The organism is Pseudomonas sp. QS1027, assembly GCF_002814235.1.
Lineage (GTDB): Bacteria > Pseudomonadota > Gammaproteobacteria > Pseudomonadales > Pseudomonadaceae > Aquipseudomonas.
This window is the reverse complement of sequence record NZ_PHSU01000018.1, coordinates 93,249-106,627: the sequence shown is the minus strand read 5'-3', so window position 1 is coordinate 106,627 and position 13,379 is coordinate 93,249. Positions and strand designations below refer to the sequence as shown.

Annotated in this window: 8 protein-coding genes; 6 read left to right on the top strand and 2 right to left on the bottom strand. The window is 59.4% G+C overall.

All coding sequences use genetic code 11. The features are described from left to right. Window positions 1-10 precede the first annotated feature (10 nt). From CWE01_RS17545 to CWE01_RS17525, 5 genes are all read left to right on the top strand, one after another. The gene (locus tag CWE01_RS17545) at window positions 11-1,120 is read left to right on the top strand and encodes a mannuronate-specific alginate lyase (RefSeq protein ID WP_371917145.1); all 1,110 of its coding nucleotides are present in this window, start codon (window positions 11-13) and stop codon (window positions 1,118-1,120) included. A gap of 205 nt (window positions 1,121-1,325) precedes the next feature. Next, the gene (locus CWE01_RS17540; protein WP_100941802.1) at window positions 1,326-2,876 is read left to right on the top strand and encodes an MBOAT family protein; all 1,551 of its coding nucleotides are present in this window, start codon (window positions 1,326-1,328) and stop codon (window positions 2,874-2,876) included. Between the two features lie 11 nt (window positions 2,877-2,887). Then, the gene (locus CWE01_RS17535; protein WP_100941801.1) at window positions 2,888-4,066 is read left to right on the top strand and encodes an alginate O-acetyltransferase; all 1,179 of its coding nucleotides are present in this window, start codon (window positions 2,888-2,890) and stop codon (window positions 4,064-4,066) included. Window positions 4,067-4,080: 14 nt separating this feature from the next. Beyond that, window positions 4,081-4,749 carry an alginate O-acetyltransferase AlgF gene (locus CWE01_RS17530; protein WP_100941800.1) on the top strand — a complete coding sequence of 223 codons (669 nt, stop codon included), beginning with the start codon at window positions 4,081-4,083 and terminating at the stop codon, window positions 4,747-4,749. A 225-nt stretch (window positions 4,750-4,974) separates the two neighbouring features. Then, window positions 4,975-6,420, top strand: coding sequence for a mannose-1-phosphate guanylyltransferase/mannose-6-phosphate isomerase (locus tag CWE01_RS17525; protein ID WP_100941799.1), 1,446 nt, complete (start codon window positions 4,975-4,977; stop codon window positions 6,418-6,420). 89 nt (window positions 6,421-6,509) lie between these two features. Here the strand turns inward: CWE01_RS17525 and CWE01_RS17520 are convergent, their stop codons facing one another. Beyond that, window positions 6,510-9,356 carry an RHS repeat-associated core domain-containing protein gene (locus CWE01_RS17520; RefSeq protein ID WP_256579375.1) on the bottom strand — a complete coding sequence of 949 codons (2,847 nt, stop codon included), beginning with the start codon at window positions 9,354-9,356 and terminating at the stop codon, window positions 6,510-6,512. Between the two features lie 167 nt (window positions 9,357-9,523). Next, on the bottom strand, window positions 9,524-12,319 hold the full coding sequence (locus CWE01_RS17515) for an RHS repeat-associated core domain-containing protein (protein WP_256579374.1): 2,796 nt from the start codon (window positions 12,317-12,319) through the stop codon (window positions 9,524-9,526). A 170-nt stretch (window positions 12,320-12,489) separates the two neighbouring features. On the opposite strand from CWE01_RS17515, the gene CWE01_RS17510 reads away from it, so the two are divergent. Beyond that, entirely contained in the window at window positions 12,490-13,362 is an 873-nt protein-coding gene (locus CWE01_RS17510) for a hypothetical protein (RefSeq protein ID WP_100941798.1), read from the top strand. Window positions 13,363-13,379 lie beyond the last annotated feature (17 nt).

Genomic DNA, 13,379 nt, shown 5'->3' with positions numbered 1-13,379 from the left:
GAGCCTACCGATGAAACTGCGCACACTGCTTGCCCCTTCGCTGCTCGGCCTGGCGATCATTGCCAGTTCGGCCCAGGCCGCCGCGCCACTGCGTCCGCCCCAGGGTTACCTGGCCGCCATCGACAAGATCAAGACCGGCGACAACAGCGACGGCTGCGACACCATGCCCCCGCCCTACACCGGTTCGTTGCAGTTCCGCAGCAAATACGAGGGTTCCGACAAGGCCCGCTCGACGCTGAATGTGCAGTCGGAAAAATCCTTTCGCGACACCACCTCCGACATAACCAAGATGGAACGCGGCACCAGCAAGCGGGTGATGCAGTTCATGCGTGACGGTCGTCCGGAACAGCTGAGCTGCACCCTGAACTGGCTGACCGCCTGGGCCCAGGCCGATGCGCTGATGTCCAAGGACTTCAACCACACCGGCAAGTCCATGCGCAAATGGGCGTTGGGCAGCATGGCCTCGGCCTATATCCGCCTGAAGTTCTCCGACTCCCATCCGCTGGCGACCCACCAGAAGGAAGCGCAACTGATCGAGGCCTGGTTCAGCAAGATGGCCGACCAGGTGATCAGCGACTGGGACAACCTGCCACTGGAAAAAACCAACAACCACTCGTACTGGGCGGCCTGGTCGGTGATGGCGACCGCGATCGCCACCGACCGTCGCGACCTGTTCGACTGGTCGGTGAAGGAATACAAGATCGGCGCCAACCAGGTCGATGCGCAGGGGTTCCTGCCCAATGAACTGAAGCGTCAGCAACGGGCCTTGGCCTATCACAACTACGCGTTGCCGCCGCTGGCGATGATTGCCAGTTTTGCCTTGGCCAATGGTGTGGACCTGCGTCAGGAAAACAACGGTGCGCTGAAACGTCTGGGTGACCGGGTGCTGGCCGGCGTGAAAGATCCGCAGGAATTCCAGGCCAAGAACGGCAAGGAACAGGACATGACCGACCTCAAGGTCGATTCGAAATTCGCCTGGCTGGAACCCTACTGCAGCCTCTACACCTGCGCGCCGGACGTGCTTGAACACAAACATGCGATGCAACCGTTCAAGACCTTCCGCCTGGGCGGCGACCTGACCAAGGTCTATGACCCGACGCACGAGAAGGGCAACCACTAGCAACAGGCACACCGCCCTTTTGTAGGAGCCGGCTTGCTGGCGATAGCGGCCGAACAGGCGATGCAAGGCTCACGGGCCCCATCGCCAGCAAGCCGGCTCCTACAGGGATCGCGGTGGATTCGGATGTCATGTACCCCCCTGATTTCCATGGGGGGTTTGGGGGGGCTTCGGCCCTTGACCGTTGATGAAACAAGGAGAGCTCGGGATGGTCTTTTCATCCAACGTATTCCTGTTCCTGTTCCTGCCGATCTTTCTCGGCCTGTACTACTTGAGCGGGCAACGCTATCGCAACCTGCTGTTGCTGATCGCCAGCTACGTGTTCTACGCCTGGTGGCGGGTCGACTTCCTGGCGCTGTTCGCCGGCGTCACCCTGTGGAACTACTGGATCGGCCTCAAGGTCGGTGCCGCCGGCGTGCGCAGCAAACCGGCACAACGCTGGCTGCTGCTGGGCGTGGCCGTCGACCTGGGCATCCTCGGCTACTTCAAGTACGCCAACTTCGGCGTCGACAGCCTCAACGCGATCATGACCTCGTTCGGTCTCGAACCCTTCATCCTGACCCACGTGCTGCTGCCGATCGGCATCTCGTTCTACATCTTCGAGTCCATCAGCTACATCATCGACGTCTACCGCGGCGACACCCCGGCGACCCGCAACCTGATCGACTTCGCGGCCTTCGTGGCGATCTTCCCGCACCTGATCGCCGGCCCCGTGCTGCGTTTCCGCGACCTCGCCGAGCAGTTCAACAACCGCACCCACACCCTCGACAAATTCTCCGAGGGCGCCACGCGGTTCATGCAGGGTTTTATCAAGAAAGTCTTTATCGCCGACACCCTGGCGGTGGTCGCCGACCATTGCTTCGCCCTGCAACACCCGACTACGGGCGACGCCTGGCTCGGCGCCCTGGCCTACACCGCGCAGCTGTACTTCGACTTCTCCGGCTACAGCGACATGGCCATCGGCCTGGGCCTGATGATGGGCTTCCGCTTCATGGAGAACTTCAAGCAGCCCTATATCAGCCAGTCGATCACCGAGTTCTGGCGGCGCTGGCACATCAGCCTGTCGACCTGGCTGCGGGATTACCTCTACATCACCCTGGGCGGCAACCGCAAAGGCACGCTGACCACCTACCGCAACCTGTTCCTGACCATGCTGCTCGGCGGCCTGTGGCACGGCGCCAACCTCACCTACATCGTCTGGGGTGCCTGGCACGGCCTGTGGCTGGCGATTGAAAAAGCCCTGGGCATCGACACCTCGCCACGGCGTTTCAACCCGATCCGCTGGGCCCTGACCTTCCTGCTGGTGATCATGGGCTGGGTGATCTTCCGTTCCGAAAACCTCCACGTCGCCGCCCGTATGTACGGCGCCATGTTCAGCTTCGGCGAGTGGTCGCTGTCGGAACTCAACCGCGCCAGCCTCACCGGCCTGCAAGTCGCGACCCTGGTACTGGCCTACGCGACCCTGGCGTTCTTCGGCCTGCGGGACTTCTACAGCAACCCGCCCGCCACGAAAGCCAAACCCGCAGACGGCCCGGCCACCGCGCAACCCGGCCTGATCAAGGCCGTCCCCGGTGAAGCCGCCGGCAGCATTCACGAACCCGGCTACAGCGTCGGCACAAAGGCCCAGGTGCAACCGGCCTACTGGGTCGCCGACTGGCCGCGCTACCTGATGCGCACCCTGGTGCTGCTGCTGTTTATCGCCTCGATTCTCAAACTCTCGGCGCAAAGCTTCTCGCCGTTCCTTTACTTCCAGTTCTGAGGGAGCCGACCATGACCCGCTCATTACGCATCCTCTACATCGCCCTGTTCCTCGCCACCTTGCTGGCGCTGGGGTTGTGGTCGCTGCGCAGCTTTATCGGCTTCAGCACCAACGCCGACGCCACCCTGCTCGACGGGCGCTGGACCAAGGCCGTGGAAACCCGCTACGACGGCGAATTCCCGATCAAGCGCCTGGGCACCAACCTCTGGGCCGCGCTGGACTTCAAGCTGTTCAACGAAGGCCGTCCCGGCGTGGTGCTGGGCCGCGACCAGTGGCTCTACAGCGACGAGGAATTCAACCCCATCGCCGGCGAGCAGCAGAACCTGCAAGGCAACTACGCCCTGGTCGAAGGTGTGCGCCAGGCCCTCAAGGCCAAGGGCGTGAAGCTGGTGATGGCGATCGTTCCGGCCAAGGTCCGCCTGTACCCGGAACACCTGGGCGATGTCCGTCCGGCGAGCATCCACGCCAACCTCTACCAGGACTTCCACGCCCGGGTCGCCGCCGACCGGATCCTCGCCCCCGACCTGCTCGGTCCGTTGCAACAGGCCAAGGACCAAGGCCGGCAAGTGTTCCTGCGCACCGACACCCACTGGACCCCGGACGGCGCGCAAATCGCCGCGACCCAACTGGCCGACGCCATCGGCAAGCATGCCCCGCTCAGTGGCGAGCCGCAGCGCTTTGTCACCGAAGCCGAGAAGACCGAACAGCACAAGGGCGACCTGACCCTGTTCCTGCCGCTGGACCCGCTGTTCAGCAACCTGATGCCGCCCCAGGAGCCCCTGGAAAAACGCACCACCCGCGCGGTTGACGAGCAGCCGGCCGGCGGCGACGCACTGTTTGCCGACAACGAAGTCCCGGTGGCGCTGATCGGCACCAGCTACAGCGCCAACCCGAACTGGAACTTCGTCGGCGCACTGAAGCAGGCCCTGCACCGCGACGTGGTGAATTACGCCGAAGACGGCCACGGCCCGATCCTGCCGATGCTCGCCTACCTGGAAAGCGACGCCTTCAAGAACAGCCCACCGCAGCTGCTGATCTGGGAATTCCCGGAACGCTACCTGCCGGTCAACAACGAAATCGGCGATGCCGACCCGCAGTGGGTCGCGCAATTGAAAGCCGCAGGTCTGCACCAGCAGAACCTGGTCCTGAACACACCTAAATCCGAGTCGCCTGCACAGGCGCAAAACTGAAAGAGGTACTTACCATGACCTTCAACGTCACTCGTAAAAACGTCCAACAACGCACGGTCAAAACCCTGGCCCTGGCCGCCGGCCTGAGCCTGCTGTCCCTGCCGGTCTGGGCCGGCGGCGATGCCGCGCTGTACGGCCCGGTCGCGCCGAAAGGTTCGAGCTTCGTGCGTATCTACAACGCCAGCAACCAGGAAGTCAGCGCCACCGTCGGCGCCACCGCGATCAATGAAGTCGCGCCGCTGGCCAGCAGTGATTTCAGCTTTATGCCCGGCGGCGACTACAGCGCCAAGGTCGGCAGCCAGGCCCTGCCGCTGAAACTGGCCGCCGACCACTATTACACCCTGGTCAACAACGCCAGCGGCCAGCCGCAACTGATCGAAGAGCCGCCGTTCAAGAACAAGCAGAAATCCTTGGTGCGGGTGCAGAACCTGAGTGACAAGGCCCTGACCCTGAAAACCGCTGACGGCAAGACCGACGTGGTCCAGGCTGTGGCCGCCAAGGGCCGTGGCGAACGCGAGATCAACCCGGTGAAAGTCAGCTTTGCGCTGTACGACGGCACCACCAAGGTCAGCGATCTCAAGCCGGTGGCCCTGGAGCGCGGTGAAGCGGCGGTGCTCTACGTCACCGGCAACGGCAGCAACCTGTCGCCGGTGTGGGTCAAGCGCCCGGTTTCGACCCGCTGATCGATTCACCAGGGATGCAGGTCATTTATACATCTATCAAACCGGGTGAATTACCTGTGGCGAGGGGGCTTGCCCCCGTTGGGCTGCGAAGCAGCCCTGAAACCATACACCTTGGTGTATCAGGCAAACCTCGCTCTCAGGGTTTGCGACTGCTGCGCAGTCGAACGGGGGCAAGCCCCCTCGCCACATAGCTCTAACCCATAGATCGCTTAAAGGAGTAACACCATGATTCCAGTAATCCTCTCAGGTGGTAGCGGCTCACGTCTTTGGCCGCTTTCGCGCAAGCAGTTTCCCAAGCAGTTCCTCGCCCTCACCGGCAAGGAAACGCTGTTCCAGCAAACCCTGGAACGCCTGGTGTTCGACGGCATGGAAAGCCCCATCGTGGTCTGCAACCTGGACCACCGTTTTATCGTCAACGAACAACTGAGCAACCGCCAGCTCACCACCCAGCGCATCCTGATGGAGCCCTTCGGTCGCAACACCGCCCCGGCCGTGGCCCTGACCGCCATGCTGCTGGTCAACGAAGGCCGCGACGAGCTGATGCTCGTCCTCCCCGCCGACCACGTGCTCGAAGACCAGAAAGCCCTGCAACGCGCCCTGGCCCTGGCCACGGTAGCCGCCGAGCGCGGTGAAATGGTGCTGTTCGGCGTCCCGGCGACCAAGCCGGAAACCGGCTACGGCTACATCAAGTCGAGCAACGACGCGCTGCTGCCGGAGGGGGTCAGCCGGGTCTCGCAGTTCGTCGAGAAGCCCGATGAAAAACGCGCCATCGAGTTCGTCGAGGCCGGCGGTTACTTCTGGAACAGCGGCATGTTCCTGTTCCGCGCCAGCCGCTTCCTCGAAGAGCTGAAAAAACACGACCCGGACATCTACGACACCTGCCTGCTGACCCTGGAGCGCAGCACCCAGGACGGCGACGGCGTGATCCTCGACGAAGCCACCTTCGCCCAGTGCCCGGACAACTCCATCGACTACGCGGTGATGGAAAAAACCCAACGCGCCTGCGTGGTGCCATTGAGCGCCGGCTGGAGCGACGTGGGTTGCTGGTCGTCGTTGTGGGACGTGCATGAAAAGGACGAAAACGGCAACGTCAGCAAGGGCGACGTGGTGATCCAGGACAGCCGCAACTGCATGATCCACGGCAACGGCAAACTGGTCTCGGTGATCGGCCTGGAAGACATCGTCGTCGTCGAAACCAAGGACGCCATGATGATCGCCCACAAGGACAAGGTTCAGGGCGTGAAACAGATGGTCAACACCCTCAACGCCCAGGGCCGCAGCGAAACCCAGAACCACTGCGAGGTCTACCGGCCCTGGGGCTCCTATGACTCGGTGGACATGGGTGGGCGTTTCCAGGTCAAGCACATCTCGGTCAAGCCGGGGGCCTGCCTGTCGTTGCAGATGCACCACCACCGCGCCGAACACTGGATCGTGGTCAGCGGCACGGCCGAAGTGACCTGCGACGAGAAGGTGTTCCTGCTGTGCGAGAACCAGTCGACCTACATCCCGATTGCTTCGGTGCACCGCCTGCGTAATCCGGGGAAGATTCCGCTGGAGATTATCGAGGTGCAGTCCGGTAGTTATCTGGGTGAAGACGATATCGAGCGGTTTGAAGATGTGTATGGGCGTTCGACGGCGGCTGAGCAGGAGGTGAAAACCGTCGCCCAGTAATTAACAGGGTTCCACTCACCCCCGCCTCGCTGGCTGCGTCCCCCCTATCCGCAGTGGGTGGGGCGGGGGTGTTTTTTGAAGTACCTCGTCTATCGATAGTGATAAACACTATTAAAAGCGGTACTAAGTTCCATAGCTGCCACTGCAAGGCTGTCGGCATTACGAGCAGCGATATGAGCACGCAAGCCTGGAGTTATGTTATGAAAGAGCATAGAAATCTGTTCATCCCAGATAATATTCTCCGCATCACCTATTGCTTGCGCTTCCCACTCTTTGACGGCGGCTATAAAATTTACCGACGTATTTTCTAGATGATACGACTGCACGTTGCCATGCCTCACAATATCGGAAGCATACTGTCTGCCAGAAGCAGTATTGCTTAGCAAATAATAAAAATCTTGAGTACCAGGGCCTACACCCACAAACCGATCAACACGAGAAAGGTGGCTCACCTCATGAATTAAAGTTTCGACTTTGCGTTTCTTCGGCTCATGTATAAACCTATTACCAATAAATACATGCCCCTCAAAATCAGATTTATAGACATAAGCCCTAATTCTCGCATCCCCACCTCCGCCCCTGACAAACTTCCCCCTCCCGAGTCCACTATTGTGATACTGCCGCAAAAAATTCTCTGTACGCGCCCATGAATCGACAATGACTGAGTGCTCTTGAGTATGGTCGGGCCCAAAGATATCTCGCAAAACAGGCTCACTTAAATCCGGACGATTCTGTTGCATCCATTGGGCCTCCTGCAATACAAGCGGCGACTCGAACAGTGCATCTGCTACAGCTTCTCTCTCTAAAGGGAGAAATGCATCCAGGCCATGTGCAATGACACGCTGATTAACTCTTGCAGCACCGAACCCAATATCTTGGCCTCTGAGTATTGCCGGAGGTGGATTGGCTCTGAAATAGTTAAGCTTTTGATCCTCATCTCCCCACAACCCATTTTTATCCATTCGACTAATAGGGCCGCTCTGAACAAAGGCATACACATTCAACCCATCCACGCCCCCTGCGGGATCCGGGTTGATCCAACGTTGCAACCAGGGGGCGTAATACCTGAACCCATAATAATAAAGCCCCGTCGCGTCCCGCTCTTTCCCCGAGTAGCGCACCGTCTTGTAGCTCGCCTCCACTTCACTTCGCCCGGCAAACCAAGCCGTACTGCCATAGGGGTGATAGGTCTCCTGGCTGATCACCTCGCCCTCACTATCCAGCTCCAGGCTGCTGGAGCCCAGATGGTCGGTCAGGTTGTAGCGATATTGGTTATTTGCGATGCCGGAAGGTGGTGCCGTTTCCCAATGCAGCACCTGCATGGCGCTGCGACCGGCCTGGGCACAGATCACCTGCAACACTTCGCCAGTGCCTTCACGGGTGCGGATTTCCAGGCCCGGCAAGTAGCGGACTTCCGATATCAGTGAACGGGCGTTGGTCTGGGCAGACCTGACTTTGCGTTGCCGCATGCCATCACCGTCGTACAGGTACAGTTCGCGATCATCATCAGCACTTTCACGCTCAACCGGTCGTACCTCTCGCAACTGATTGCGTAGATCCCAACTCATCGCCTGTCCCGGTTGCAGATCCAGCAAATTGCCATTGCCATCAAAAGCCGCAGCGATCTCCTCTTCGGTGGGAGGCCGACCATTCTGCTCGGACAGGCAGCGATTGCTGTAGCGCGCCGCTGTCAGCTTGCGGCTGTGGTTTTGCGGACCGACATGAACCAGTTCCAGCAAATTGCCACCGGCGTCATAGCGGTAGGTTTGATGATAATTGGCGACGGCACCCGGATCGTCGAAACGATTGAATTCCGGTCCTCGACTCGCGGCGCCCGCTTCCCAGCCGGTCGCCTCAATCAGTTGGTAGAGACTGTCGTAGTCATAGTGCTTGGCCGGCTCAACCCGCTGGTTGGCGAAATAACGAATCGGCAAGGCAGCGTCTTCAATGCTCAGCACATTGCCCACCGGATCGTAGTCGTAACGCAGATCTTGCAGCGCGTCACTTCCACGTCGAGCCTGGAGCCGGGTCAGACGACCGTCTTCAGGGCGATAGGTCAGCGTACTGACCACACTGTTACCGGCGGTTTCCTGTTCAACCTGACCGTAGGCGCTGTAGCGGATGGCACTGACCAGAGTTTGCGGGGCCGGCCGACCAGTGAGTTGCAGATGAGTAGCTAACAATTGACCGTCGAAGGTGTAGTCGAACAGTTGCCGATTACCCTTGGCATCAACCTGTTCCAGCACATCGCCCAGCGGATTGAAACGTGACGAGGTGGTCGCGGCCAGTTCCGAGGACTCCAGAAGCGCATCTCGCTCCGCTAGCCCTGGCGGCCAATCCGGTGTTTCCAGCACATGCACGAATCGCTGAGTTTGCTCAAGGACCCCACCCGTCAAGGCATAGTTATCCACAGTCAATGTGCCTGCCGGATCATCATGTCGAATCAACTGCCCGCATTGGTTATGAGCGGCGAAATCGGCGCTGCCATCAGCATGCTCATAACGTTCGGTACAACGCGGCGCCTCGCCTTCGCCCTGCTCGAAAATGGCTAGCGGTCGCAGCAGATCGTCGTACTCGACCCGCCGTTCACTGCCCCGGCTATCCCAGGTTTGCACGAGTTGATCCCCGTCGCCGAACAAGCTGACTCGCCTACCCGCATCGACACTGATCGAACCCAGCACTTTCCCGGATAGTGAATAAGCATTGGTGAGATTGGCAGGGGTTTTATCAACCTCCGCACTGAGCGCCCAAAGCCGCGGGTCCCATTGCTCGGTCAAGCGCCCCATCGCGTCATAGGCGCTGCGGTTGATCCGCTCTTCAGGCTCCACCGTCTCGATGGAACGGCAATAAGCAACCACCCGCACCGCCAGCCCACGGGGATCAACAACTGCCAGCGTTGGTGTGTGACTGTGAATGCCACCCGTCAATCTAGACATGGCTCTGGCTCTCGGAGGATACGTAAGCCTAGTAACTACCCAATCCACGCTTATCGACTACTGTCATAAATGACAGGGCCGACAAATGGTTACCCCCACTGGCTGCGTCCCCTATCCACGGCGAGCAGGGACGAGGATGTGTTTTTGTCCGTGCGCTTCTACCCGTTCTAGAAAATCCCAGCCCGTTGCGTCTGTCGTAAACTCAACGTTGTTGCAGTCAGGTCCACGTATTCCACTGATCGTCCATGAGAAATAATGCGATTCACAAGCACAGCATCAGATGCTCGATATTTCAAAGGCACGTCAAAAGCAGTATCAAGATAGAAAATATTATTATTCTCCGGACTTTGAACAAGATTCAAACCTGATGTATTGATTTCGAAGACATGAGTCATCTTATCCAGAGCGTTACCATAAGTTCGCTTTCCAAAAATTCTTTCAGATATAGCTTCCAGTGATTTGCTGGACGGTGAAAGATCTGTGAAATAGTGCCGCGCTTGCTTCCCAGGCAGCCCCTCCCCTCTGATGGTTTTCCGTGATGGTTGTAAAGAGGATTCTGCACGAATCGCAGCATAGGATAATTTATTAGTGTAATGATAATAAATATTATGTCCTGCTAGCGGAGAAGACAGCATACTTTTTTCACCTGGAAACGCCTCGGCTATCTTGGGTCGCTTCGGCGCACCGGTAATTTGGGGAGTCGAAACGCTTGTAAAGGTGGCCCTCTGAGTACCAGAGGGTCCAGGGACCGCACGTGCTGTTAAGGTGTTTGTCGTCGTTGATTTAGCCGTAGGCGCTGAACGTTTGACGACACGCGTTGAATCATTAGAGGCTGGAACAATGTGACCCCGCAATGACTCTACGGGTGTACGGACTTGATCGGGAACGCTTCGTACAGCCGGTAACGGATTCTTCGGGACGTGGGCAATGCGACGTCGAGGTTGTGAGGAGCTTTGTTGTTCTTCCGCGACAAGCCCAGTTCTATCGACAAACACCATAGGATTATTAAGTACCATCCTATAAGCATTCAGTCCATCCACCTCTTCGGCCGGATCCGGGTTTATCCAACGCTGTAACCAGGGCGCGTAATACCTGAACCCATAGTAATAAAGCCCCGTCGCATCCCGTTCCTTGCCCGAGTAACGCACGGTCTTGTAACCGGCCTCCACTTCACTGCGTCCGGCAAACCAGGCTGTGCCGCCGTAGGGGTAATAAGCTTCCTGGCTGATGACCTCAGCTTCACTATCCAACTCCAGGCTGCTGGAACCCAGGTGGTCGGTCAGGTTGTAGCGATATTGATCGTTGGTAATACCGGAAGGCGGTGCGGTTTCCCAGTGCAGAACCTGCATGGCGCTGCGTCCGGCTTGGACGCAGATCACTTGCAGCACTTCGCCAGTGCCTTCACGGGTACGGATTTCCAGGCCCGGCAAGTAGCGGACTTCGGATATCAGTGAGCGGGCATTGGTTTGGGTAGTGCGGACCTTGCGCCGCCGCATCCCATCGCCGCCATACAGGTACAGCTCGCGATCATCGTCAGCACTTTCACGCTCAACCGGTCGTACCTCGCGCAACTGATTGCGTAGATCCCAACTCATCGCCTGTCCCGGTTGCAGATCCAGCAAGTTGCCATTGCCATCAAAAGCGGCAGCGATTTCCTCTTCGGTGGGAGGCCGGCCATTCTGCTCAGGCAGGCAGCGATTGCTGTAGCGCGCCGCCGTCAGTTTGCGGCTGTGGCTTTGCGGACCGACATGGACCAGTTCCAGCAAGTTGCCACCGGCGTCATAGTGGTAAGTCTGATGGTAGTTGGCGACGGCACCCGGGTCGTCGAAGCGATTGAATTCCGGTCCTCGGCCAGCGCTGCCCGCCTCCCAGCCGGTCGCCTCGGTCAACTGGTAGAGGCTGTCGTAGGTATAACGTTTGACCGGCTCCACCCGCTGATTGGCGAAATAGCGGATCGGCAACGCGGCGTCTTCGATGCTCAGCACATTGCCCACCGGATCGTAGTCGTAACGCAGATCTTGCAGCGCGTCACTTCCACGTCGAGCCTGGAGCCGGGTCAGACGACCGTCTTCAGGGCGATAGGTCAGTGTGCTGACCACGCCGTTACCAGCGGTTTCCTGTTCAACCTGGACGTAGGCGCTGTAGGCAATGGCACTGACCAGGGTTTGAGGTGTGACCTGCCCGCTCAGTTGAAGATGGCTCGCCAATAGCTGGCCATCAACGGTGTAGTCGAACAGTTGCCGATTGCCCTTGGCGTCGGTCTGTTCCAGCACATCGCCCAGCGGGTTGAAACGTGACGCGGTGGTCGCGGCCAGTTCCGAGGGCTCCAGAAGCACATCCCGCTCCGACAGCCCTTGCGGCCAATCCGGTGGTTCCAGGCCACGCAGGAATCGCTGGTTCTGCTCAAGGGCCCCACCCGTCAAGGCGTAGTCATCCACCGTCAACGTGCCCGCCGGATCATCGTGTCGGATCAACTGTCCGCATTGATTGTGAGAGGCGAATTCAGCGCCGCCATCCGCGTATTCATAGCGCTCGGTACAGCGCAGCAGTTCGCCTTCGCCCTGCTCGAAAATGGCCAGCGGTCGCAGCAGATCGTCATACTCAACCCGCCGCTCAGTGTCCCGGCTGTCCCAGGTCTGGATCAACTGATCCCCATCGCCGAACAAGCTGATCCGCTTGCCCGCATCGACGCTGATCGAACCCAGCACCTTGCCTGACAGCGAATAACGATTGACGAGGTTGGCTGGGGTTTCGTGATCCTTCGTACTGAGCGCCCAAAGCCTGGGATCCCATTGCTCGATCAAGCGCCCCATCGCGTCATAGGCGTTGCGGTTGATCCGCTCTTGAGCCTCCGCCGTTTCGACGGAGCGACAATAAGCGACCGAACGAACCGCCAGCCCACGCGGGTCAATCACCGCCAGCGTCGGTGTATGAGTGTGAATACCACCCGTCAATCTCGACATGACCCAGGCCCATCGTAGGATGCGTCAATCCAGTAACTGCCTGATCCACGCCACCGACTACTGTCAGAAATGACAGTACCGACAAGTGGTAGATGCCCAATCTTTCGTGCTAGCGTGCCGATTATTCAATTTCAGCCCACAGCGGTTTGCCCACAGGGAAGGAAGGCTTTATGACGTTGGCAGTCGGCAGCGTGCAGCAGAGGCAGTGGGATGACGACAACGATGCCCTGGCGAAGTTGTGCCGCGACCTGCCGCCCCTGCGGGTACGGGCCAAGGCGGTGCACGCTCGCGCCCTGACGCTGACGGCGCTGCTGAAGGGATCGGGCGCGGTGGAACTGGCTCAGCTTGTGCTCGACGTGACGGCGCTGGATCAGATCGTCTCGCGCTGCCAAACGAATCTCCAGGACGCCGAAACCAAGCTGCGGCATCTGCGGACCGTGCCGATCCGCCAGATCGAGCCGGTGACCCGCATTGCCCTCCTCGCCCTTCAGCCAGCGATTGCGGCCTGCCTGGCCGATGGCCTGACGGTGACCGCCTGCGACACGCGCGCGACGACGGCTGAAGCCACCTATCTGGCGGCCCGCACCCTGAGGGCTACCTATCCCAATCTGGGCCTGACGGTACCGGTGATCAACGATGCCAGAGGGCCGACCCACAAGCTCAGCGGCCCCGAACTCGTCAAGCTGAACACCAAGCTTCAGGGACGAGAAGTGACCGCCTGGGTCCTCGGCCGCCTGCCGGCAACGCGCGCCCATCGAACAGGCGAGCAGATGCTCGTCCCCCAGACCTTGACGTACTTTCCCTATCAGCCCAGCGCCGAGGTCTTCCATGACTGGGTGTGGGAGACCAAGGCCGGCCATGGCCAGACGGCGTCGGCCATGAATGAGACCCTGAACAAAATCTTCACGGGCGGCTCGCTGCTCGGCACCCCTTTCGTCACGACGGCGAGCGGACCAAACTGGGTGGTCACTCATCCCAACGTTGTTCTGAACATCATCCTGGATAGCGCCAAGAAGGTGCTGATCACCTTTTACAAAACATAAACCGCATTGCCTCGCGG